The organism is Yersinia sp. KBS0713 (genome assembly GCF_005937895.2).
Taxonomy (GTDB): Bacteria; Pseudomonadota; Gammaproteobacteria; order Enterobacterales; family Enterobacteriaceae; genus Yersinia; species Yersinia bercovieri.
In genome coordinates this window covers 4435098-4459967 of the sequence record NZ_CP042173.1, presented here as the reverse complement: position 1 = coordinate 4459967, position 24870 = coordinate 4435098, and the positions used below count along the sequence as shown (strand labels likewise).

The window sequence follows — 24870 nt, the reverse complement described above, 5'->3', positions numbered from 1 at the left end:
TGTTTATAAGAGAAGTTTGTGATCTTGTTTAGTCCCTCGCTTATTACGTGTACAATAGCGCGCTATTTCTAAATGCCTGAGGCAAAAAAGCTGTGATCGAGAATCTGCGTAACATCGCCATTATTGCGCACGTTGACCATGGGAAAACTACCCTGGTCGATAAGTTGCTACAACAATCTGGTACTTTCGGTGAACGTACTGAAGCAACTGAACGTGTAATGGACTCCAACGATTTGGAGAAAGAGCGTGGGATAACCATCCTCGCGAAAAATACCGCCATTAACTGGAAAGACTACCGCATCAACATCGTGGATACCCCAGGACACGCCGATTTCGGTGGTGAGGTTGAGCGTGTAATGTCTATGGTTGACTCTGTGCTGCTGGTCGTCGACGCAATGGATGGCCCGATGCCGCAGACCCGTTTCGTGACCAAAAAAGCCTTTGCTCATGGTCTGAAACCTATCGTGGTAATCAACAAAGTTGACCGTCCTGGCGCGCGTCCTGACTGGGTTGTGGATCAGGTGTTTGACCTGTTCGTTAACCTGGATGCAACCGACGAACAACTGGACTTCCCTATCATCTATGCATCTGCATTGATGGGTATTGCGGGCGAAGACCACAATGATATGGCGCCGGACATGACCCCGCTGTATCAAGCAATCGTTGACCATGTGCCTGCGCCAGACGTAGACAGCACCGGTCCATTGCAGATGCAAATCTCCCAGTTGGACTACAACAACTACGTTGGTGTTATCGGCATCGGCCGTATCAAACGTGGTGTGGTTAAACCTAACCAGCAAGTCACTGTTATCGATAGCGAAGGTAAAACTCGCAACGGTAAAGTCGGTAAAGTACTGGGCCATATGGGTCTGGAACGTATCGAAACCACACTGGCTGAAGCGGGCGACATCGTTGCTATCACGGGTCTGGGCGAGTTGAACATCTCTGACACTATCTGTGACGTGAATGCTGTTGAAGCATTGCCGCCGCTGTCTGTTGATGAACCGACCGTCACCATGTATTTCTGCGTTAACACCTCTCCGTTCTGTGGTAAAGAGGGCAAGTACGTGACTTCACGTCAGATCCTAGACCGCCTGAACAAAGAGTTGATCCATAACGTTGCTCTGCGTGTTGAAGAAACTGAAGATGCTGACGCATTCCGCGTATCAGGCCGTGGTGAACTTCACCTGTCGGTTCTGATCGAAAACATGCGCCGCGAAGGTTTCGAGCTGGCTGTATCTCGTCCTAAAGTTATCAACCGTATTATCGACGGTCGCCATCAAGAACCATTTGAAAGCGTTACTTTGGATATCGAAGAGCAGCACCAGGGCGCAGTGATGCAAGCCATGGGTGAGCGTAAAGGCGATGTTAAGGACATGATCCCAGACGGCAAAGGTCGTATTCGTCTGGATTACATGATCCCAAGCCGTGGTCTGATTGGCTTCCGTACAGAATTCATGACCATGACTTCGGGTACTGGCCTGCTTTACTCCACATTCAGTCACTATGATGATGTGCGTCCGGGCGAAATCGGCCAACGTCAAAATGGCGTGCTGATCTCTAACGGTCAGGGTAAAGCTGTAGCGTTCGCATTGTACAAACTGCAAGACCGCGGCAAGCTGTTCATCGGTCACGGTACAGAAGTGTATGAAGGCCAGATCATCGGTATTCACTCACGTTCTAACGACCTGACTGTAAACTGCCTGACCGGTAAGCAATTGACCAACATGCGTGCATCCGGTACTGACGAAGCAACCACTCTGGTTCCTTTCCTGAAGAAAACACTGGAACAGGCTCTGGAATTCATCGATGACGATGAATTGGTTGAAGTTACCCCGCAATCAATCCGTATCCGTAAGCGTCATTTGACGGAAAACGATCGTAAGCGTGCAGGTCGTGGTCCTAAAGAAGGTTAATTCTTCTTTGTTCTGCTGATACTTAGGGCGCGAAAAGCGCCCTGAGTTCTTTATCCCCTTCGACCTTGAAGCTGCTACTGTGTTAGCTTCGTTCACTTGCTGCCTTGCCGTAACTCCAGTGTGTTTGGGGATACTTCCCGCTGCTTACAAAAGTAATATTTTTCCTGATTCACCCCTGCCTTTTTCCTTCTCTCTCTGTTCAGTTTTACCTTTTCCCGTTACAGTGAAACTCACCATCTAATTGGGAGAGCGCTATGCTGTATATCTTTGATCTAGGGAATGTGATTGTTGATATCGACTTTAAACGCGTGTTGGGTGTCTGGAGCAAATTAAGCAGTATTCCGCTAGCGACATTGAGCGAGCGCTTTACGATGGGCGAGGTATTCCAACAGCATGAACGTGGAGAAATCAGCGATGAGGAGTTTGCCCGCCAGCTTAGTGATGAAATGGGCGTCTCTCTTAGCTTTGAACAGTTCGCCGAAGGATGGCAGGCGGTATTTGTCGCGTTGCGCCCTGAAGTGATCGCGATTATGCATAAATTGCGCGAGGAGGGGCATCGAGTGGTGGTGCTATCCAATACGAACCGCCTGCACTGTAATCACTGGCCACAACACTACCCTGAAGTGGCCGCCGCTGCCGACCATATGTATCTCTCTCAAGATCTGGGGATGCGCAAGCCGGAAGCCCGAATCTATCAACATGTGCTAAACGCGGAAAGTACCCCAGCGGAACAGGCTATCTTCTTCGATGATGTCGAGGCGAATATTGTCGCGGCTAGAATCGAAGGAATTACTGCCATTCATGTCACCGACCGAACGGTTATTCCTGCTTATTTTTCCTGATAAGTTCTTGCTCCAACCATTAATGGGTTAGCCTTAGTGGTCACGCTGGCCCCAAACTGGGCCAGATCGTGTTGACTGAGAGACGAACATGGCAAAATTTCTGCGTTTTCGCGTAGCTCCTCCCTTAAAACCCTGTGTCACTTTTGGGCGAATGCTTTACAGCCGAATCGATAAAGACGGGTTAACGATGCTAGCTGGCCATTTGGCCTATGTATCATTACTTTCGCTGGTGCCACTTATCACGGTGGTTTTTGCCCTGTTCGCGGCGTTTCCGATGTTTGCCGATATCAGCATCAAATTGAAAGCCTTCATCTTTTCCAATTTTATGCCCGCTACCGGCGACATCATCCAAAACTACCTTGAGCAGTTTGTCGCGAACTCCAATCGCATGACGGTGGTCGGCACCTGTGGTTTGATTGTGACCGCGCTGCTGCTGATTTACTCGGTAGACAGTGTGCTTAACCAGATCTGGCGCAGCAAAACCCCGCGTTCACTGGTGTTTTCATTTGCGGTCTACTGGATGGTACTGACTCTGGGGCCGATTCTGGTGGGGGCCAGCATGGTGATAAGCTCCTACCTGCTGTCACTGCAATGGCTGGCAAATGCTCAGGTCGACAGCATGATCGATGAGATATTGCGGGTGTTTCCGCTATTGATCTCCTGGGTCTCATTTTGGTTATTGTACAGTGTGGTGCCCACCGTGCGAGTACCGGCCCGAGACGCGCTGATCGGCGCATTGGTCGCGGCACTGCTATTTGAGCTAGGTAAGAAAGGATTCACGATGTATATCACGCTGTTCCCCTCTTATCAGTTGATTTATGGGGTGCTGGCCGTCATCCCAATCCTATTCCTCTGGGTCTACTGGAGCTGGTGCATCGTGCTACTGGGGGCGGAAATTACCGTCACCTTGGGTGAGTATCGAGCACTGCGCCATAAGCCGAATGGGGACGAGAGCCAGAGCAAGGAGATGTGAAGCATTATGATTGCGTTGATTCAACGGGCGCTTAGCGCCAATGTGGTGGTAGACGGAAAGGTTGTCGGGGGGATAGGCCCCGGATTGCTGATTTTACTCGGCGTCGAACAAGAGGATACCGAGCAAAAAGCGCAGCGCTTATGTGATCGGGTGCTGGGGTATCGAATTTTTGGCGACGAAAACGACAAAATGAATCTCAATGTTCAGCAAGCGGGCGGCAGCGTGCTGGTGGTATCGCAATTTACACTGGTTGCCGACACCCAAAAGGGCATGAGGCCGAGCTTTTCCCGTGGTGCAGCGCCCGCAGAAGCTGAACGCTTATATCACTATTTTGTTGCTCAGTGCCGTGAGCGTGGTGTAAAAACTGAAACGGGATTATTTGCAGCAGATATGAAAGTCAGTCTGGTAAACGATGGCCCAGTGACTTTCTGGTTACAAGTCTAGGGGCAGGATATTGCTTGGGCTTACGACATGGATTGAGGGTTATGTCATAGATTTTATTGATAATTATAAAGAGAGAATGTGCCTATGTACCACTTGCGTGTGCCCATAACAGAACAAGAACTCAAAGATTATTATCAATTCCGTTGGGAGATGTTACGCAAGCCACTGCACCAACCGGTGGGTTCAGAAAAAGACGCCTACGATGCTATGGCACATCACCAGATGGTGGTGGATGAGCAGGGCAAGCCCGTCGCCATTGGTCGGCTGTATATCAATGCTGATAATGAGGCCGCTATTCGCTTTCTGGCCGTTGCCCCCTCAGTCCGTGATAAGGGGCTAGGAACACTGGTGGCGATGACCTTAGAGTCGGTGGCGCGTCAGGAGGGGGTGAAGCGGGTCGTCTGTAGCGCCCGTGAAGATGCGGTCGATTTCTTTGCCAAACTGGGCTTTGTCAGCCAGGGGGAGATAACCGCGCCGCAAACGACACCAGTACGCCACTTTTTGATGATAAAACCCGTCGCCACCATGGATGACATTTTACATCGCCCCGATTGGTGTGGTCAGTTGCAGCAAGCTTGGTACGACCATATCCCGCTCAGTGAAAAAATGGGGGTGCGCATCAGCCAATATACCGGTCAGCGTTTTGTCACCACGATGCCGGAGGCGGGCAACCAAAACCCGCACCACACCTTATTCGCGGGTAGTCTGTTCTCGCTGGCGACCCTGACGGGCTGGGGGCTGATTTGGTTATTGTTGCGCGAACGTCATTTAGGCGGCACCATCATTCTCGTCGATGCACATATTCGCTACAGTGCGCCGGTGACCGGCAGGCCAAGAGCGGTTGCTGAACTAAGTTCATTAAGTGGCGATCTGGATCGTCTGGCCCGAGGCCGCCGCGCCAGAGTGCAGTTAGACGTCAAATTATTTGGCGATGAAGATGTAGGTTCTGTCTTTTCAGGCACTTATATGGTGCTACCTGTTGCCGCCGGAGATGACGCCGTCCGCTAAACATCACCTTTAAGCCGCCCGTCCAATTGATAGCAGATTAACGGGCAGCTTTTTACCTCACCGCCTTATTCGCCCCGCTTTCCTGTGACCGCCCGCACTATTTCACCGAATTGTTTGCCGAGACATGTGCAATATTAAATATATAACTTACAGTTATATATTGATGGATCTGATTTTTTCGCCATAACAGGCAGGGGGAACACCGCCTATTTGATGTGCAGAGCACACGCCAATGCATTAAATTTTGTTGATATTATTGAATAAAAACCACTGAAGCACTCATCTTTCCCCATACTCTAATCACAGCAATCACCTCCAGATGGTTCGATCTTATTTCTCCATCCTTGGTGTCAAGGAGGGAGTCATGCCAGTATTTGAGGGTAATTCATCAATTAATGTTATTGGTTCGTCCCCGGCATTTAATCAGCTTTTACGTTTGGTTGAGCGGGTTGCGCCATCGCAACAAAGTTTACTGATTTGCGGCCCCACCGGGTGCGGCAAAGAGGTGATTGCCCAATTGGTTCATCAGCGCAGTAAGAATCCCTTGGCCCCCTTTATTGATCTTAACTGTGGCGCGATCCCTGAGCATTTGGTTGAGGCGGAGCTATTTGGCCATGTCAAAGGGGCATTTACCGGGGCATCCGGTGATCGGCGCGGGCATTTGGAAATGGTCGGCAGTGGCACCCTATTTTTAGATGAAATCGGTGAAATGCCCTTATCGGTGCAACCTAAGCTGCTGCGGGCATTAGAAACCCGCACATTTCGTCCGATTGGCAGCAGTGATGTGCGCCATTTTAAGGGGCGAGTGGTGGCGGCGACCCACCGGAACCTGCTGACTCAAGTCAAAAGCGGCGTTTTCAGGGAGGATCTCTACTACCGCTTAGGGGTCATCACACTGGATATTCCCGCCCTTAGTCAGCGCAGGGAGGATATCCCCGCCTTAATTGAACATTTCGCCTCACTGCAAACTCACCGATTAGTCTTCAACGCCCACGCGATGTCGCACCTACAGCAGTACCCCTGGCCGGGCAATGTGCGGGAGTTGCGCAATTTAGTCGACAGATTAGCGGCACTATCGGATACCCACTTAATTACTCGCGAGGTGCTGGACACCTTTATGCCAACCGCGCAGCTTGAGGTGAAAGTGTCATCGGATCTGCTGGCTGACGCCATGTTGGCACTACCGGGGGGCGATAAGTTGGTGGTGGTGGAACAGCTGTTGATTGAGCGAGCACTCCAGCGGACGACGGGCAATAAAACGGCAGCAGCCCAATTGCTGGGTATCAGCCGCAAATCGGTGGAGCGGCGCATTCAAGGCCGGATGGATAAGCGGCCCATAGCGCTACAGCATTTGCAGGAGGGAATGCGGCTGATGCAGTGCTCGGCCTACCACGAAGCTATTGCTGATCTGCAAAAAGGATTACAACTGCTGGTGGGGATCACTTTAGATGAGGAGGTCCGGCAGCTTCACTACAACCTCTATCGCCAACTCAGTCTCAGCTATCAAATATTGCATGGTTGGTTAAGTCATGATGCCCTGAAATATCATAATGATGCGATCACTCTGGGTAAGAAAACCGGCGATGAGTCGGAGCTGGCCGAACTATGTTTCTGGCGCTGGTCAGCACAGTTAATGCTCCTTGATTTGCCGCAGGTTCGCACCCTGGCTCAGGAGTTACTGCAACGCGGGCAGACAGAAAAAACTGCGCAGATATGGCGTGAAGCCCATATCGCACTGGCCAGCACCCTGTTTTGGCTGGGGGATAATCAGGAAGTTTTAACCTGCTTATTGCGCAGCAAATTGCTGAGTATGCCTTGCGAATATAGTGATCAACAGGGTTTGGATTTAGTCGGCATGGCGCTGACCTTGGAGGGGCTGGCGCTCTTGCAACTGGGCAAATTCAAGCGGGCCAGAGAGATCGCCAAAAAATTGGAATTACGCGCCGCTGATGAAAATATTATTGCTTTTCATCGTGTTATCTCACTGCGAGGGGCGGCATGGCTGGCCTGCCTATTCGAGGAGAGTGACAGTTTGGGGCGATTGACCCACGGGTTAGAAACAGTGACGCAGCAATATGGTTTTGCGTTTTATCAGGGTCTGGGGAAGTTGTTGAAAGGCTGTCATCTACTGATGCAGCATGATTATGCGCAGGCGGAGCAGCATATGCTTGATGGCGATGAAACCGACCTATTTTGTCAGGGCGGCAAGCTATTTCACTCTTTTCAAGCATGGAAACGTGGCGAATTATTACTGCTATCTGGGCGACCACAACAGTGCGATGCCCTAATTTCATCGGCGCTGGAACTCGCCTTCAAGCACCAAGAGCGGGCCTATATCAGCGAATTAATGGTTGTTAAAGCCCGCGCCAGAGGAGCACTGCATGACCTTATTGGTGCGGAACAAGGTTTTCGTTGTGCCATTGCGACCGCACAAACACTGGGGGTTATTCCTGCCCAACTGGTTGCGACTCACGAACTGGCCAACTTATTAGCCCAAACGCGGCGAAAACCAGAAGCTATTACCCTGCTGTCCAACATGCTGAAAAGCATCGATCCTCATGAGGCTCCCCCTTTTGTTAGCCGAGCGACTCAACTACTAGCTGAGTGGCTTCAACCGGAATGAGCCGGCATCAGCGCCGATGGTCATTTTCGGCCAATGCTCTTTTTTCTCTGGACGGAATCGTCCATGTTTGTGAATTTTTAGCGCACAAAAATTAAATTAATAGTTATAAATCAACTGGTTAATTGGTTGGCACGCAGGTTGCAATTTCTACTGTGGGTAGAGTATCAGATGTACTACCTAATGATGTTTCTCTCTTATCTATTAAGGAACACAATATGAGTACTCTCTATACAATTAACGTAATCAATAACAGCCCAACAGCGCAGGACTTCTTCTTCTTCCAAAAACCGGCGATTTATACCGGTGGCGCTAAAGTCTACTCCAACAGTATCTACCAGGAAGTGTTGCAGCCCTATGCGAACTCCGGTTCCGTGCTGACCTTTGAGTGCTTAATGCAGTTCTATGCTGGCGCACAAACTCAGCTACCGAATTTGAGTGTCGGGCAAGACTCGGGATTCATCACCTCCAGTCAGGCGGTCGATTTAACCTCGGCAACCGCAGGAGTGCAAACGGCCAACACCACATTACTTTCCGTTGATCCCTCCCTAGGTCTATCACCTGCTAGCTATACCGAGGGTGTCCAGCCCGGCGCCTATCGCATTATCACACCCGCGTTCAATCCGATTACGGAAGTATTGAATGCGGGGTTAGCGGTGCAAAGCGCGAGCGGTGGCACGGTTTTATCGAGCTTTATCAATGCGGAACCGAGTAAAAACATCGATTGCCAGCCGGTGCTGAGCTTCTATGTCCAAACCGGGACTTACCAGCCGGGGACGGTGATTAATTTCTCCACCTCGTCAGTCGGTTCTGCAATATGCGATACCACTCAAGGGGTTACCGCGTTTAACGTGACCTACAACCCGCAAGGCACCTGGACGGTAACGTCGGCTTGATAAAAGCAGATCTGCACGGCAGCTTGATCAACTCGCCGTGCCTCTTACGACAACTCATTTCTATTATCCCATTTTTATGAGGAGGCACTATGCCTAATCTGACAACCAGCATTCCACTCAATCTATTGCTAGGCCAACTTGCTGATCCTGTGGGCCAATTGACTCAACCACCTTTTAGTAACGAGTGTGGTGCCTATGCCCTAACGGCCACATTGGCTGCCTTTGCGGACTGGCCGGAAAGTACCATTATCACCTATCTGGAAAACACGAATGTGATTTACCAAGTTGATGATTTTGTTACGGCTAAGACCAAAATCTATGGCCTGACGGGCATACTAAACCCTGATGGTGGGGCAAATGTTGCTAATGGGGGATATAACTCTCCGGCAGCCATGGCCGCCGTGGCCATGGATTTCACCCGCACGGCATCGGTGAGTATCACTACTGCGGGCTTATTTGCCTTAGGTATGCTGTACCCTCATGAACAGGTCGCTTGTGAGGCAGTTGTTGGTCAGCAAAATGTACATACGGATGCTGATTATACCGATCCCAACGTCGGACAAGTTCAGTTAATTTGTGTGGCCTCTGGCCCGCAAGCGCTTCATATGCTTGCCCGTGGTTCCGACGGGCTTTATTACGACCCCGCCACTGGCATTCGTAATAACGACTGGGGCAATCCAACGTTAGCGGAATTTCAGCAACAAAGTGGTTATGAGTTTGCCGGTTTATGGTTAACCATCAGTGAGTGAGTAAGCATGGTAAAATAGTGAACCGATAAACAGCGCCCGCATGGTTGCTTATCGGTTCACCCGCAACCTATGTTTTTCCCTATCCCATCATTACGCTATAAGTTTCAATTCGCCTTTCTTAAAAGTCGCTATAATTAACATTCCAGTCATAGGATTGCTAAAAAATATATATCATTAAAAAGCGATATTTTATTATCTGATATTCCTGCTTAGTAGTTTTTAGTGTAACTAGAGTATGAATTGCACTGGACGAAAACCGATAATAGATATTTAATGATTTCGAATCTGCTGTTAATTATCATGTGATGACAGAACAGGGTGTTATTATTTATCTGCTTAGTATTTTACATCTAGAATTAATTAAAAACCATCATTTGATAATTTAATAACAGATTAAACAAAAGTAATTAATTAAATTCCATTAGCACTATTTGGAGTGAATTAAAATGAACAAAGACTGGCATAAACAAGACATTTTAGCTGCAATCAGAAAAGAGAAAGGTTCACTTGCCGAGTTATCAAGAGAACATGGGCTATCCCCCTGCACACTCTCTAATGCGCTCATGCGTCCTTGGCCAAAAGGTGAAATGATTATTGCCAATGCCATTGGTATATCACCTCAAGAGATATGGCCCAGCCGATTTATCGATTATAGAGGACATAAAATTATCAGAAGGATAAGAAAAAACTAAACGTTAAAGGAGTATCTCATGAGGGAAATATTAGAGCAGTCTCTTAATATGTTAATCCGATTTTGGGAGAATAGTAGTGACCCTTGGCGTGTAAAAAAGAATCAACCCAGGTTTATTTATGCAAATCCCAGATCCAACAAAGCCATTAACTTACCTGCTAAATATAATGTAGAAGGTCTGTTAGATGATGAAATACCCTCATTGGTATAAATACAGTTAATCATAAAGGGAGAAATATAATGGAAAAAGAATTATTCGACTCACTTGAAATGTTAATAAGATTTTGGGATCAAAGTGCAGAGCCATGGAGTGTAAAAGATAATTGCTCAAGATATGTTTATGCAAATCCTAGGTTTAATCAGTTCTTATACCTACCTGATGAATATTGTGTCGAAGGGCGACTTGATAGTGAACTCCCGACACCAATAGCAGAGTTTTCCGCTGAATTTGAACGGCAAGATCGGCAGGCAGAAAAATTACAGGATCGGATTACATCAATTGAAATCCACTTACTTGATGGTTGCTCTTGTTACACGGCATATTTCTGTGATAAATATCCACTAATTGACGAAAATGATATATCCCAAGGGGTGATCTGCCATATCAGACCTGTGAATAACATTATACTTACTCGGCTAAATAAAATAAAAATGCCCACATCATTGGTATTAACCTCCCCGCTAGAGATATTTTCAAAAAGAGAGTGGGAAGTGCTATTTTACCTTTTACATAACTTATCAAGCATAGAGATTGCTAGAAAACTCAGCTTATCACCAAGTGAAGTGTGTGATGTTAGTGAAAGCATTTATAAAAAAGCAGGTGTTGCCAATAATAGACAGGTTATTGAGTATTGTTATGAAAATAAAATAAATAATTTTGTTCCTAGAAGTTTCTTCGAATACTCAGGACCTTTTCCTTTAAAATAATGAGTGGCTTAATTTAAGGAGGTAAATTAAATGGAGAAGAAGGTATCTCAATTCACTGAATCATTAATCCGTTTTTGGGAGCATAGTGATGATCCTTGGGCAATAAAGGATAATCAATCCAGATATATCTATGCCAATCCTAGAGTCAATAAACTATGGCATTTATCGGATGATTATTGTGTGGAGGGGCGGTTAGATGGGGAAATTCCAACACCATCAGCAGAGTTTCAGGATGAATTTCAAAAGCAAGATCGTCGGGTCGAGTTATTACAGGAGCGAGCTACATCAGTTGATATACAGTTATATGATGGACACTCTTATTTTACACCCTATTTCTGTGATAGATACCCATTAATTGATGAGAGCGGCATATCCATAGGGGTTATTTTTCATTGTCGACCCGCGACCGATATAATGTTAACTCGCTTAACTAAAATAAAAGTCCCCACGTCACTCACATTTACTCCACCATCTGACTTATTTACCAAAAGAGAGTGGGAAGTATTGTTCTATATTTTACATGCTTATACCAGCCCCGAGATCGCGAAAAAGCTGTTTTTATCACCCAGAACTATCTGCAATATCACCCAAAGTATCTATAAGAAAGTCGGTGTCACCAGTAAGCGGCAGATCATTGAGTATTGCTATGAGAATAAAATTAATAATTATGTCCCACAGAGTTTCTTTGAATCTTCAGGTTCTTTCCCATTAATGTAAGGAAATTTATCATGTTATGAAAAGGGGGGGCATAATGGATAAATCGCTAACTGACTCACTTGAGATGTTAATTCGATTTTGGGAACACAGTTCTGAACCTTGGGGGGTAAAGGATAATCAATCCAGATTCATTTATTCAAATGCCAGACATCATAAATTATTAAATTTACCTGATAAATATTGTCTTGAAGGTCGGTTAGATGGCGAGCTCCCTTCACCAACTGCAGATTTCCAATTTGAATTCCAGGCACATGACCGTCAAGTAGAATTACTAAACGACCGTATTACAACTGTTGAAATACATGCATGGGATGGGCTTTCTTATTTAATGCCTAATTTTTGTGACAAATATCCATTAATTGATAAAGATGGTATAGCTCAGGGTACTATCTTTCATGTAAGACCGGTGCAAGATGTAGTATTAAGCCATCTAAGTAAAATTAAGGCACCCACATCACTGACATTTACCCCGCCCTCAGATTTATTTACCAAGAGAGAGTGGGAGGTGTTATTCTATATTTTACATGCTTACACCAGCCATGAGATTGCTAAAAAACTATTTTTATCACCCAGCACCATCTGCAATATCACTCAAAGTATCTATAATAAAGCAGGGGTTACCAGTAAGCGGCAGATCATTGAGTATTGCTATGAGAATAAAATTAGTAATTATGTTCCGCAGAGCTTCTTTGAGTACTCAGGATCTTTCCCATTAATGTAAGGATGAATTCAGCTTAGGAGGATAAAAATGGATGGGAAAAAGTTATCTCAATCACTGGAGATGTTAATTCAATTTTGGGAACATAGCTCAGAACCTTGGGCAATAAAGGATAATCAGTCCAGGTTTATTTATGCCAATCCCAGATTCAATAAAGTAATAAATTTGCCCGCTAAATACAATGTCGAAGGGCGGTTAGATGGTGAAATGCCCTCATCTGTATCAGCATTTCAGGATGAATTTCAGCATCAAGATCGTCAGGTAGAGTTATTACAAGACCGTATAACATCAGTTGAGATACATTGTCATGATGGGCTTCCCTATTTTAAGCCCTATTTCTGTGACAAATATCCATTAATTGATGAGAATGGGATATCTCAAGGCACTTTTTTTCATGGCCGACCTATGGTCGACATATATTTAACCTTTTTAGCTAAAATTAAGGCACCTACATCACTTATATTTACTCCACCATCAGATTTATTTACCAAGAGAGAGTGGGAGGTGTTGTTCTATATTTTACATGCTTACACCAGTCCGGAGATTGCTAAAAAGCTATTTTTATCACCCAGGACAGTCTGTAATATCACCCAAAGCATCTATAAGAAAGTCGGAGTTACCAGTAAGCGGCAGATCATTGAGTATTGCTATGAGAATAAAATTAATAATTATGTTCCGCAGAGCTTCTTTGAGCACTCAGGATCTTTCTCACTAATGTAAGGAAAATTATCATGTTATGAAGAGGGGGACGTAATGGACAAATCGCTAACTGACTCACTTGAGATGTTAATTCGATTTTGGGAACACAGTTCTGAACCTTGGGGGGTAAAGGATAATCAATCCAGATTCATTTATACAAATCCTAGGTTGCATAGATTATATAATTTGCCTGCTGGTTTTACTATGGAAGGTCGATTAGATGGCGAGCTTCCTTCACCCGTTTCAGAGTTTCAGGATGAGTGGCAGGCACATGATCGGCAGGTGGAATTATTGCAGGATCGCATTACAACAGTTGAGATACACTTATTCGATGGGCGCTCCTATTTTCAACCTTATTTCTGCGATAAGTATCCATTAATTGATAAAAATGGCGTATCACAAGGGGTTATTTTTCATGGGAAACAAGTAACTGACACCATGTTAACCTGTCTAACTAAAATAAAAATTCCCACATCATTAGTATTCACCCCACCTTCTGATTTTTTTACCAAAAGAGAGTGGGAGGTGCTGTTCTATCTTTTACATGCTTACACCAGCCCGGAGATTGCTAAAAAGCTATTTTTATCACCCAGGACTATCTGCAACATCACCCAAAGCATCTATAAGAAAGCCGGAGTTACCAGCAAGCGGCAGATCATTGAGTATTGCTATGAGAATAAAATTAATAATTATGTTCCGCAGAGCTTCTTCGAGTCTTCAGGTTCTTTTCCATTAATGTAAGGATTAATTCAGCTTAGGAGGATAAAATGAATGGGAAAAAATTATCTCAATCACTGGAAATGTTAATTCGCTTTTGGGAGCACAGTGATGATCCTTGGGCAATAAAGGATCATCAATCCAGATATATCTATGCTAACGCAAGAACCAATAAACTGTGGGGTTTGTCGGATAATTATTGTGTAGAAGGACGGTTAGATGGCGAAATTCCAACACCAGCGGCAGAGTTTCAGGATGAATTCCAGAAACAAGACCGTAGGGTCGAGTTATTACAGGAGCGTGGTACATCAGTTGATATACAACTATTTGATGGACACTCTTATTGTACGCCTTATTTCTGCGATAAATACCCATTAATTGATGAGGATGGTGTATCACAGGGGGTTATTCTCCATGCGAAACCAGTAACTGATACCATGCTAACCCGCCTAACTAAAGTAAAAATCCCCACATCACTTACATTTACTCCACCATCGGAACTATTTACCAAAAGAGAGTGGGAAGTGCTGTTCTATCTTTTACATGCTTATACCAGCCCCGAGATTGCTAAAAAGCTATTTTTATCACCCAGGACTATCTGCAATATTACCCAAGGAATCTATAAGAAAGTCGGAGTTACTAGCAAGCGGCAGATCATTGAGTATTGCTATGAGAATAAAATCAATAATTATGTACCACAGAGCTTTTTTGATTCCTCTGGCTCTTTCTCATTAATATAGTGGTCAGCTCAGCAGTTGCCGATTACGTCCGCACTTTGACGTAATCGGCGAGTTTACGCGAACGGAGTCGGTACTCTGTCGCCGCTCCCAAGCCCTCTTATTGACCCGCTGCGCTATGCACCTCGCCATGCTGCATGACTTGATTAACTTGCTGCCCGTGGCTGTCAGTGGCCTGTAGGGAGCCAGTAACAGTTGGTTTTAGCGCGCTATCAGCCGCCAAACTACCTTTTATCTGCAACTTTAAGTTACCCAGCCCCTGTAGTGGTAATGCTGGCCAGCCCCAGTTTTGCAGAATATCCAACTCAACAGAACGGCCAGTTAGCCCCAGCGAAAAAGTTCTGGCAGGTGTTTGATCAATGCTGGCGGTGGCCTCCAGTAAACCCTCTTTGGTGAAGGCGCTTAAATCACTAAAGGTGATCTGTTGTTCATTGGCACTGAGCGCCAGTGATGGCCGGCGAACATCGTTTTTATTGAAGGTCGCGTTACCAGCATTCAACATCAGTGACCCCGACCACAGACCCCATTGATGGTTTTTAGCCAGCAGCAAGTCTGTACCCGCGCTATCCAGCGACGTAATTTGGAATGGGAAGTCAGGGCTGATATCAATCAATAAGTTACGGCTGCCGCTTAGCTTGCCAACGTAGACCTCAGACAACCAGTTTGGCAGCGTTTGTTGCCATTGCTGCTTCCAATCGGCAGGGAGGGTATAGACCAGCGCCACCAGTGTCAGCTCATTCAGTTGCAAGCGGCGGGTATCACGCACCCACTGCCCCTGTGTTCTTAGCAGCCCATCCTGCCAGCGGGTGGAGAACTGATTAATTGCCACGCCAGTAGGAGATAAAGCAAATGTGGCGATTGGGTCAATCAGATGAATATTACCTTTAATTATATCCCCCGCATTGAAGGAGAGTTCACCATCATCACTTTGCCAATCGCCCTGCTTAAAGGTGATATTTTTTAGCGTCAGATCTAAATCATTAAATGCCCAGTTATTCCCTTCGACCCGCGCATCAATTAAGTCAAAGCGTTTGAGTGTAATTGGCGGCAGTTTTAGGAAGGTATGCCAAATATCATCAACGGTTGTGGGGGTTTGCAGGCGAATATTACTCAGGCGCAGGCGATCAACCATCCAACTGCCATCGGCGGATTGGCTGGCACTACCGGTTAATTCCCCCTGCGCGATATCGGCCCCGAAAGTGTTCAGCGTCAGTGCGTTTTTCTGTATCAAGCCCTGCACATAGAGTTTTTGTGCCGCGATACCATTGACCGCTAAAGAACCGGCACTGAACTGAAATTGGGCATTTTCGCCCAAACTATTGCCCGCCAAGGGCCGCCACGGCACTAATCCACCCGTGACTTGCTGGCCAGTCACTCTCCATTGGCCCGCTGAGTTTTTTGGTTCAATAGTGGTATTCAGCGCCATATTGGTTAATTGCAAGGTATCCGCCTGCAAAGGTAATGGTGATGTGCTGTTGTTGAGGGTCAAACTGCCATTTTGCAAATTCAGACTGAGAAGATGGCGAGGCTCCGTCAGTTGTCGCCAGCTCAGGCCAATGATTCCCTGCTGGGTGATAAGGAAAGGCGGCTGGTTGGCGCGTCCTAGCGTGACATCCTTAACACTGATTTGCCCAGGAGTGGACCATGAGTGATCTATTTTCCCCAGAGAGAGGCGATATTCGCTGTTATCACTGACCCAACGGCTTAGCCATCCGGCGGCCCAACTGGTTTGGAGCAATACGTAGCAGAGCACGACGGATAGCACCAAGAGCAGTAATAACGTTAGCAGCACTTTCCCGAGAAATTTCATCTGGTCAATTCACGCCTGTCGGTATACGGAACCCTGTTTATGCCGCAAATCGTCCATTAGCTCAATAGACAATCCGTTATCCAGGCATAAAAAATGGCCGGTGTCGTTTACCACCGGCCATTTCAGTGACGTGTTCGTGCGAGGATTATTTCTCTTGTGGGAAGAGCAGGTTAAGGACGATGGCAGTAATACCACCGGCCGCAATCCCGGAAGAGAGCAGGGTTTTGATCCAGTCAGGCGCAAATTGCAGGATCAAGGGCTGTTGCGCCACACCCATACCAACCGCCAATGACAGCGCCATAATCATAATGGCGCGGCGGTTAAGGGTCTCGCGCGACACGATGCGCACACCAGAGGCGGCAATGGTGCCGAACATCACCAGGGTTGCGCCACCCAGCACTGGCTCAGGGATATGCTGCACAAACCCAGCAACGGCGGGGAACAAGCCCAGCACAATCAGCATCAGCGCCACCACAAAACCGACATAGCGGCTGGCAACACCGGTCAATTGAATCACCCCGTTGTTCTGGCCGAAGCAGGAGTTAGGGAAGGTGTTGAACACGGCTGACAGCATGGAGTTCAAGCCATTCGCCAATACGCCACCCTTGAGGCGCTTCATATACAGTGGGCCATGAACCGGTTGCTCTGAAACATCTGAGGTGGCCGTGATATCGCCGATGGTTTCCAGCGAGGTCACCATAAAGATCAGCATCAGCGGCACCAGCAAGTTCCAGTCAAAAGATAACCCATAATAGAGCGGCGTTGGAATGGTGATAAGCGCAGTGTCTACCACCGGACGGCTTTCCGACAGCATACCCAGCGACCAGGCCAGCAGGTAACCCACGGCCATAGCGATCACTAACGAGGCGACGCGCAGATAGGGGTTGCGCTGGCGGTTCAGCAGAATAATGACCACCAGGACGGCTCCCGCCAATAACAGGTTTTTTGGTGCGCCGAATGTATGATCGCTCATCGCGCCATAACCGCCACCAATAGATGTCAGCCCAACTTGTATCAATGACAGGCCGATAATCATCACCACAATACCGGAGACCAGCGGAGTGATAATACGGCGCGCCAGATGCAGGAAACGGGAGAGGATAATTTCGGTGCAAGAGGCCACCATCAGGGTGCCGAACAGTGCCGCCATCATGGTTGGGATATCCGCGCCCCCATTTTTCAGCGCCAGCCCCCCCATGATCAGTGGAGAAACAAAGTTAAAACTGGTGCCTTGAATCGATAACAGGCCAGAGCCAACCGGCCCCCAGGTCTTAATTTGTAGCAGCGATGCCAGCCCCGATGCGAACAGGGACATGCTGATAATGCGTTGGGTATCTTCCGCCGGTAATCCGAGCGCCTGACAAATCAGCAGGCCGGGGGTAATCACCGCGACAAACATCGCTAATAAATGTTGGCAGGCGGCAAACAGTGTTTGTGCTAGTGGCGGGCGGTCTTCTAAACGATAAATCAATTCGCTAGGGCGAGTGGTGACTTGCTGCGGCGTATCAAGTTCGGCGGATTGCGTAGACATGGAGTGGGATACCCTGATCGGCAAAGAGGGCATTTTAATGATCCGCCTCACAAAAGCAATCGGTTGCGCCGCATTTTTTTAAATATTTATATCTGGCGTTACCCTACATTTTTAACGACTAAACTTGTAATTAGCGGTGTTTTTTTTTCTAATCCCCCCTTAACGGTTTTGGCGTTTATTAAGGAACTGCTTAACGTCATATTTTTATTCGATATTTTAATCGCATGGAGTACCAAGATGTTTCATCTCGATACCTATGGCACGCTAGTCGCGGCCTGTTTGGTTTTATTGTTAGGCCGTAAACTGGTACAAACTGTCTCTTTCCTGAAAAAATACACCATTCCTGAACCGGTCGCCGGTGGTTTGCTGGTGGCTTTTATGATGCTGCTGATGCAAAAAACCCTCGGTTGGGAAATCAGTTTTGATATGTCGCTGAAAGATCCACTGATGCTGGCATTCTTCGCAACTATAGGTCTGAACGCCAATTTGGCGAGCCTACGTGCTGGCGGCAAGGCCCTGAGTGTATTTGTCTTTGTGGTCGTCGGTTTGCTGCTGGTGCAGAACGCCATTGGTGTCGCCCTCGCTAAGTTGATGGGGCTAGACCCCTTGATGGGGTTATTGGCCGGCTCCATTACACTATCGGGCGGACACGGTACGGGTGCGGCGTGGAGTAAAGTGTTCGTTGAGCGCTATGGCTTTGAAAATGCAACTGAAGTTGCCATGGCTTGTGCGACTTTCGGCTTGGTGCTCGGTGGGCTAATTGGCGGGCCGGTTGCCCGTTATCTGGTTAAGCACTCCTCTACGCCAGATGGCACACCAGAGGATAGCGAGGTGCCCTCCGCCTTCGAAAAACCTTCAGCTGGCCGTATGATTACCTCGCTGGTATTGGTCGAAACTATCGCCATGATTGCCATTTGCTTGATGGCAGGTCGCCTGATCTCTAGCTTGTTAGAGGGCACGATGTTTGAGCTGCCCACATTCGTCTGCGTGCTATTTGTCGGGGTTATTCTCAGTAACACACTGTCGACGATAGGTTTTTATAAAGTTTTTGATCGCGCGGTATCGGTGCTGGGCAATGTCAGTTTGTCACTGTTTTTGGCGATGGCGTTGATGAGCCTCAAACTCTGGGAACTGGCCTCATTAGCTCTGCCGATGTTGGTGATTCTGTCGGCGCAGGCATTGGCGATGGCACTGTACGCTATCTTTGTCACTTATCGGGTGATGGGGAGAAACTATGATGCGGCAGTACTGGCGGCAGGGCATTGTGGTTTTGGTTTAGGCGCGACACCGACCGCGATTGCCAATATGCAGGCGATCACTGACCGCTTTGGTCCATCGCATTTAGCCTTCCTGGTAGTGCCGATGGTTGGCGCGTTCTTTATTGATATCGTCAATGTGATTGTGATTAAGCTCTATCTGTTACTGCCAATCTTCCCGGCGGCAATCGGATAGGGAGCTTGGGGGCAGCTTTGCCTGCCCCTGAGGTTAATGACAATGTGGAGACAACAGGCAGATCGTAAAGACGCCGTTAATCCATCCCTGGAGGCTCGAGCCGCGCCATCCCTGGCGCGGACGCTTTACTCTTCCGTCTGTCCTCACCGTTCCCGATCGAGCCATCGGGGTTTGTCAGCAGTCTAAAGGGGGGAGTTTGTCTGCCCGGAATTATGCATTGGTATAACGCGTCCGCTCCGGCAACCACCGCTCAATCAATGCCCGCGCGTGTTCGGGATACTGCTGATGCAGATGGCGAGCGACCCGCTGTACTTCTGGGATCATCGCCTGATCACGCAGTAAATCAGCCACTTTAAACTCAGCACTCCCCGTCTGCCGTGTACCCAATAACTCGCCGGGGCCACGGATCTCTAAGTCTCGCTGAGCAATAACGAAACCATCATTACTGTCGCGCAGCACTTGCAAACGCATCTGGGCGGTTTTGCTGAGCGGCGTTTTGTAGAGCAACACACAGTGGGACGCGACAGCACCACGGCCGACGCGGCCACGTAACTGGTGTAATTGCGCTAGCCCCAAACGTTCTGGGTTGTCGATGATCATCAGGCTAGCATTCGGCACATCCACCCCAACTTCAATGACCGTGGTAGCGACCAATAGCTGCAACTCACCCTGCTTAAATGCCAGCATAACCGCCTGTTTTTCTGGGCCTTTCATGCGCCCATGCACGAGGCCGACTTTAATCTCTGGCAGGGCAATTTTCAGCTCCTCACAGGTCACCTCAGCGGCTTGCGCTTCCAGCAGCTCAGACTCTTCAATCAGAGTGCAGACCCAGTAGGCCTGACGACCCTCTTCCAGACAGGCATTTTTAACCCGCGAAATAACATCACTGCGGCGAGTATCTGGGATGGCGACAGTCGTGACGGGTGTCCTACCGGGAGGCAACTCATCAATCACCGAAGTATCAAGATCCGCATAGGCGGTCATCGCCAGGGTGCGCGGAATAGGGGTCGCGGTCATAATCAGCTGATGTGGGTGAAAGCCTTGCTCCTCACCCTTTTCCCAGAGTGCGAGCCGCTGATGAACACCGAAACGATGCTGTTCATCAATAATAACCAGCGCTAATCCAGAAAATTTCACCTGCTCCTGAAACATTGCGTGCGTGCCGACAACCATCGAAACCTGACCACTGGCGACAGCTGCTTGCTGCGCTAATCGCGCTTTGCCTTTTTGCTTCCCCGCCAGCCAACCCACCTCCAGACCCAACGGCTCCAGCCATTGGCGGAAGGTATTGGCATGTTGCTCTGCCAGTAATTCAGTAGGGGCCATCAACGCAACTTGTTTGCCGTGAGCAATGGCGCGCAGCGCTGCCAGCGCGGCAACGACGGTTTTTCCTGAGCCAACATCCCCTTGAATCAGTCGCATCATCGGGAAATTGTGCATCATATCTTGCTCAATTTCCGCCACCACCCGCTGTTGTGCGCGGGTGGGTGTGAACGGCAGTGCGGCCAGAAAACGTTGTTTAAGCTGATCTTCTACCAACAATGGCAGTGCCCGATAACTTTGCGCCCCAGCTCTGACGGCCAACATGCTGAGATTATGGGCCAGTAGCTCTTCCATAATTAGCCGCCGCTGCGCGGGGTGTTTTCCCTTCTCTAAATCGGCCAGCTGAATATCCGCTGGTGGGCGATGCAGAGTATGAATGGCCTCCGGCAAGCTAAGGAGCGAGCGGCTGAGTTCAATCGGCAATAATTCAGCAATAACACAGGTATCCAGCATCGCCAGCGCCTGATCAATAAGTTTGCGTAGCGTTGCCTGACGAATGCCCTCCGTGGTGGGATAAACTGGGGTCAGCGACTCCTGCAATTCAACGCCAATATTCTCGCCATGCACCCTATATTCAGGGTGAATGATTTCCGGGCCACTGTTGCCCCGTTTAGCTTCACCATAGGCAATGACATGCTTGCCCGGCGATAGGCTGTTTTTCATCGCGGCATTGAAGTTAAAAAAGCGCAGGGTAAGAACACCACTGCCGTCGCTGATTTGGCAGGTCATCATGCGGCGGCGGCCAAAAGTGATATCGGAACGCAGAACTTCACCTTCGACAGTCACCGAAAGACCGGGCTGTAGATCGCCAATACGGTACAGCTGAGTGCGATCTTCATAACGCAGTGGGAGGTGAAGTAGCAGGTCTTGAATGGTTTCCAGACCCATTTTAGCCAGTTTCCCCGCCTGACTTGCGCCAACACCGGAAAGTGTACTTAGGGGTACGGCATCCAGTAGGCGGCCTTTCATTTAAGACTCCGTGGATTGCATGGCAGACCACCATTGCGGATCAGCAATAATCTGGCCCTGTTCATCAATATGGGGCTGAGGAAGCCCTTTTCGCTTGGCAACTTGCGCTAACACTGGGTAACCGCCCTCAAACAAAAGCCGCTGTTGCTCAGCCGGTGGCAGAACACTCAGCACCCGCTGATACATGCCCGCGTTTTGCCGCTGCCGTTGAGCTTCATATAAAATGAGTGCGGAGGCGACGGAAACGTTGAGAGATTGCACCATGCCAATCATCGGAATAATGATGTCTTGATCTGCTAGCGCCAATGCCTCTTCAGAGATACCGGTTTTCTCCTGCCCCATCAAGATACAGGTTGGGCGGGTATAGTCGATTTCGCGAAAATCTACTGCCTTATCAGATAAATGTGTCGCCAGTATTTGCATACCCTGCGATTTCAAATGGGCAATGGCATCGGTGATATGGGGGTGCGTTTTGACCTGTACCCAGCTGTTGCTGCCGGCAGCAGAAGAGAGCCGCGTATACATTTCGGTGGTGGGCCAAATGGCATGGACTTGATGGATACCGACAGCATCAGCTGTGCGAATGATTGCGGATACATTATGGGGCTTATGCACTTGCTCCAGACAGACCGTCAGATCCGGCTGTCTGGTGGCAAGCATTTCACAAATCCGCGCATAGCGTTGAGGATTCATCGGCGTTAATTACGGTTTCGGCTGACTTTAACCACATCCGGCATGATACGAATTTTACGCATAATGTTAGCCAGATGGACCCGGTCACGGGTAGTTAGGCGAATAAAGGCGCTGTATACCCGACCATCTTTCTCTTCGGTATTCAGACTCTGAATATTTGATTCGGCTGCATTAATTGCCGCCGTGAGATTTGCCAGCGCACCTTGTTGGTTGAACATATCGACTTTAATTTCAGCGATAAACTCTTGCTCAGTCTCTTGATCCCACTCGACCGCCATAAACTTCTCAGGCTCTTTTTGGTAGCCACGGATGTTACGACAAGACTCGTGATGGATGACCAACCCCTTACCTGGACTGATATGGGCAATAATGGGGTCACCTGGAATCGGGCGACAGCACTTAGCGAAAGTGATCAATACGCCATCTGCGCCTTTGATGGCCAGATTGCGGGTGCCGGAGGTCGCCAGTGTGGATGGGTCACCCAACAGGTTTTTAGCCACCACCACACTCATCGCATTGCCAAGACCAATTTCAGCCAGCAAATCATCTAGCGTCGCCAGCTTCATGCGCTCTAGTTCACGTTTGATATTTTCTTCAGAAATATCAGCCAGTTTACGGCCATTGCCTAATGCATGATTCAGTAATCGACGGCCAAGGCTCACCGACTCATCGCGCTTCAGGTTTTTCAGTAACTGACGAATTTTGGCGCGCGCTTTTGAACTGACAACAAAATTCAGCCAGGCGGCATTTGGCCGTGCGCCCGGCGCGGTAATGATCTCAACCGTTTGACCACTGCTTAGGGGTTGAGAGAGCGGGTAGGGCTGGCGGTCAACACGGGCACCGACGCAGGCATGACCGATATCGGTATGCACGGCATAGGCGAAGTCGACAGGTGTCGCACCGGCAGGCAGCTCAACAATGCGGCCTTCCGGGGTGAAAACATAAATCTCATCAGGGAAGAGATCAGACTTCACGCTTTCAATAAATTCAAATGAGCTACCCGCACTTTGCTGTAACTCCAGCAAGCTCTGCATCCAGCGCTGAGCGCGGATTTGTGCGGTAGTACCGGATTCACCCTGCTCTTTATAAGCCCAGTGTGCAGCAACCCCCATTTCGGCCATCTGATCCATATCTTCAGTACGGATTTGCACCTCAACCGGCACTCCATGAGGGCCGATTAATGAGGTATGCAGTGATTGATAGCCGTTGGCTTTAGGGATGGCAATATAGTCTTTTACTCGACCAGGGCGCGGTTTGTACAGGCTGTGGGCCTGACCCAGCACGCGGTAGCAAGTATCGACTTCTTTGACGATAACCCGGAACGCATAGATATCCATGATGGAGTGAAAGCGCTGCTCTTTCAGGTTCATCTTGCAATAGATAGAATAGAGGTGCTTTTCACGACCACTGACCCGGCAAGGAATTCCCGCATCAGTCAGACGCCCTTCTATCTCCGCCAGGATTTTCTGAATCATCTCTTTGCGGTTACCGCGCGCGGCTTTCACCACTTCTTTGATGACGCGATAGCGATTCGGGTAGAGCGCTTCAAAACCCAGCTCTTCCAGCTCGGTTTTTAAATGGTGAATACCCAGCCGATGGGCCAGTGGGCTGTATATTTCAAGGGTTTCGCGGGCAATACGGCGACGTTTATCTGGCCGTAATGAACCCAGCGTTCGCATGTTATGTGTGCGGTCAGCCAGTTTGATCAAAATGACGCGGATATCCTGCACCATCGCCATGATCATTTTGCGGAAGTTTTCCGCCTGGGCTTCTTTCTTATCACGAAAATTCAGTTTATCGAGTTTAGAAACACCCTCGACCAGCTCGGCTACGCTTTTCCCAAACAACTGCTCCATATCTTGATATGTGGCAGGGGTGTCTTCAATGACGTCATGTAATAACGCCGCCATTAAGGTTTCGTAATCAAGCCGCATCTCCGCGAGAATACAGGCCACAGCAACCGGGTGAGTGATATAAGGCTCACCGCTGGAGCGTGTCTGACCCTCGTGAGCATCACGTGCAACAAGATATGCCTGTTTGAGGCGCTTAATCTGCTCCTCTGGCAGGTAACGTTGAATCAGCAGATTCAGGCTTTCAAACAGGTACAAGGCAGACTCGCAGTCTAATTAACGACGACCTTCAGCAATCGCGGTAACCGCTTGGATCTCTGCGGCTTCCTGCTCTTGCTGCTCTTGGCGTTCACGAACATCAAGAATCTGATTAGTAATCAGACCTTCTTCGATTTCGCGCAGCGCAATCACAGTAACTTTATCGTTCTCTTCTGGAACCAGTGCGTCTTTGCCGCCGGACTGGATTTGACGTGCCCGACGAGCAGCGACCAACACCAGGTCAAAACGGTTACCAATTTTCTCTACAGCGTCTTGAACAGTTACGCGTGCCATAATTCTGCTACTCCACAGGTGACGAAATGACTGGGC

General features: G+C 48.4%; 22 protein-coding genes. 16 read left to right on the top strand and 6 right to left on the bottom strand.

Going from position 1 to position 24870, the window contains the following annotated elements; genetic code table 11:
• The first annotated feature begins 92 nt into the window (after positions 1–92).
• The 15 genes from typA to FFE93_RS21000 all read left to right on the top strand — a co-directional run bounded on the left by typA (position 93) and on the right by FFE93_RS21000 (position 14657).
• Positions 93–1916, top strand: coding sequence for a ribosome-dependent GTPase TypA (typA, locus tag FFE93_RS21070; protein WP_005277722.1), 1824 nt, complete (start codon positions 93–95; stop codon positions 1914–1916).
• 254 nt (positions 1917–2170) lie between these two features.
• A complete protein-coding gene (yihX, locus tag FFE93_RS21065; RefSeq protein WP_005277720.1) occupies positions 2171–2758 on the top strand; it encodes a glucose-1-phosphatase in 588 nt (195 codons plus the stop codon).
• 88 nt (positions 2759–2846) lie between these two features.
• Positions 2847–3731: a virulence factor BrkB family protein gene (locus tag FFE93_RS21060; RefSeq protein ID WP_138775945.1), complete on the top strand. Its 885-nt coding sequence runs from the start codon at positions 2847–2849 to the stop codon at positions 3729–3731.
• A gap of 6 nt (positions 3732–3737) precedes the next feature.
• Positions 3738–4175: a D-aminoacyl-tRNA deacylase gene (gene dtd, locus FFE93_RS21055; RefSeq protein ID WP_138775943.1), complete on the top strand. Its 438-nt coding sequence runs from the start codon at positions 3738–3740 to the stop codon at positions 4173–4175.
• Positions 4176–4259: 84 nt separating this feature from the next.
• Complete coding sequence (gene fabY / locus FFE93_RS21050; protein ID WP_005277715.1) at positions 4260–5183, top strand: fatty acid biosynthesis protein FabY; 924 nt, start codon at positions 4260–4262, stop codon at positions 5181–5183.
• Positions 5184–5547: 364 nt separating this feature from the next.
• Entirely contained in the window at positions 5548–7806 is a 2259-nt protein-coding gene (locus FFE93_RS21045; protein WP_049602831.1) for a sigma-54-dependent transcriptional regulator, read from the top strand.
• 215 nt (positions 7807–8021) lie between these two features.
• Positions 8022–8699, top strand: a complete 678-nt coding sequence (locus FFE93_RS21040; RefSeq protein WP_005277712.1) for a hypothetical protein — start codon at positions 8022–8024, stop codon at positions 8697–8699.
• An 89-nt stretch (positions 8700–8788) separates the two neighbouring features.
• Complete coding sequence (locus FFE93_RS21035; protein WP_049602830.1) at positions 8789–9448, top strand: hypothetical protein; 660 nt, start codon at positions 8789–8791, stop codon at positions 9446–9448.
• Positions 9449–9894: 446 nt separating this feature from the next.
• Complete coding sequence (locus tag FFE93_RS21030) at positions 9895–10140, top strand: helix-turn-helix domain-containing protein (RefSeq protein ID WP_005277707.1); 246 nt, start codon at positions 9895–9897, stop codon at positions 10138–10140.
• A 239-nt stretch (positions 10141–10379) separates the two neighbouring features.
• A complete protein-coding gene (locus tag FFE93_RS21025; protein WP_005277706.1) occupies positions 10380–11066 on the top strand; it encodes a helix-turn-helix transcriptional regulator in 687 nt (228 codons plus the stop codon).
• Positions 11067–11096: 30 nt separating this feature from the next.
• Entirely contained in the window at positions 11097–11783 is a 687-nt protein-coding gene (locus FFE93_RS21020) for a helix-turn-helix transcriptional regulator (RefSeq protein WP_005277705.1), read from the top strand.
• A gap of 34 nt (positions 11784–11817) precedes the next feature.
• Positions 11818–12504 carry a helix-turn-helix transcriptional regulator gene (locus tag FFE93_RS21015; protein WP_032898605.1) on the top strand — a complete coding sequence of 229 codons (687 nt, stop codon included), beginning with the start codon at positions 11818–11820 and terminating at the stop codon, positions 12502–12504.
• A 27-nt stretch (positions 12505–12531) separates the two neighbouring features.
• On the top strand, positions 12532–13221 hold the full coding sequence (locus FFE93_RS21010) for a helix-turn-helix transcriptional regulator (RefSeq protein WP_049602828.1): 690 nt from the start codon (positions 12532–12534) through the stop codon (positions 13219–13221).
• Positions 13222–13254: 33 nt separating this feature from the next.
• A complete protein-coding gene (locus tag FFE93_RS21005) occupies positions 13255–13941 on the top strand; it encodes a helix-turn-helix transcriptional regulator (protein ID WP_054872970.1) in 687 nt (228 codons plus the stop codon).
• Positions 13942–13967: 26 nt separating this feature from the next.
• Positions 13968–14657, top strand: a complete 690-nt coding sequence (locus tag FFE93_RS21000) for a helix-turn-helix transcriptional regulator (RefSeq protein WP_005273775.1) — start codon at positions 13968–13970, stop codon at positions 14655–14657.
• Positions 14658–14754: 97 nt separating this feature from the next.
• Here the strand turns inward: FFE93_RS21000 and FFE93_RS20995 are convergent, their stop codons facing one another.
• Positions 14755–16464, bottom strand: coding sequence for an AsmA family protein (locus tag FFE93_RS20995; protein ID WP_138775941.1), 1710 nt, complete (start codon positions 16462–16464; stop codon positions 14755–14757).
• Positions 16465–16609: 145 nt separating this feature from the next.
• Complete coding sequence (locus tag FFE93_RS20990; protein ID WP_138775940.1) at positions 16610–17995, bottom strand: uracil-xanthine permease family protein; 1386 nt, start codon at positions 17993–17995, stop codon at positions 16610–16612.
• A 237-nt stretch (positions 17996–18232) separates the two neighbouring features.
• Between FFE93_RS20990 and gltS the strand changes: the two genes are divergently transcribed.
• Positions 18233–19447 (top strand): sodium/glutamate symporter, encoded by a 1215-nt coding sequence (gltS, locus tag FFE93_RS20985; protein ID WP_005273764.1) that lies wholly within the window; start codon positions 18233–18235, stop codon positions 19445–19447.
• 210 nt (positions 19448–19657) lie between these two features.
• On the opposite strand, the gene recG is transcribed toward gltS, so the two are convergent.
• Genes recG through rpoZ form a run of 4 tightly spaced genes read right to left on the bottom strand, consistent with a single transcriptional unit; the run spans position 19658 to position 24834 of the window.
• Positions 19658–21739 carry an ATP-dependent DNA helicase RecG gene (gene recG, locus FFE93_RS20980; RefSeq protein ID WP_138775938.1) on the bottom strand — a complete coding sequence of 694 codons (2082 nt, stop codon included), beginning with the start codon at positions 21737–21739 and terminating at the stop codon, positions 19658–19660.
• Positions 21740–22432, bottom strand: coding sequence for a tRNA (guanosine(18)-2'-O)-methyltransferase TrmH (trmH, locus tag FFE93_RS20975; RefSeq protein WP_005273756.1), 693 nt, complete (start codon positions 22430–22432; stop codon positions 21740–21742). It lies immediately after the preceding gene.
• 5 nt (positions 22433–22437) lie between these two features.
• On the bottom strand, positions 22438–24540 hold the full coding sequence (gene spoT / locus FFE93_RS20970) for a bifunctional GTP diphosphokinase/guanosine-3',5'-bis pyrophosphate 3'-pyrophosphohydrolase (RefSeq protein WP_005273753.1): 2103 nt from the start codon (positions 24538–24540) through the stop codon (positions 22438–22440).
• 18 nt (positions 24541–24558) lie between these two features.
• On the bottom strand, positions 24559–24834 hold the full coding sequence (gene rpoZ / locus FFE93_RS20965) for a DNA-directed RNA polymerase subunit omega (RefSeq protein WP_004392061.1): 276 nt from the start codon (positions 24832–24834) through the stop codon (positions 24559–24561).
• Between the last annotated feature and the right edge of the window lie 36 nt (positions 24835–24870).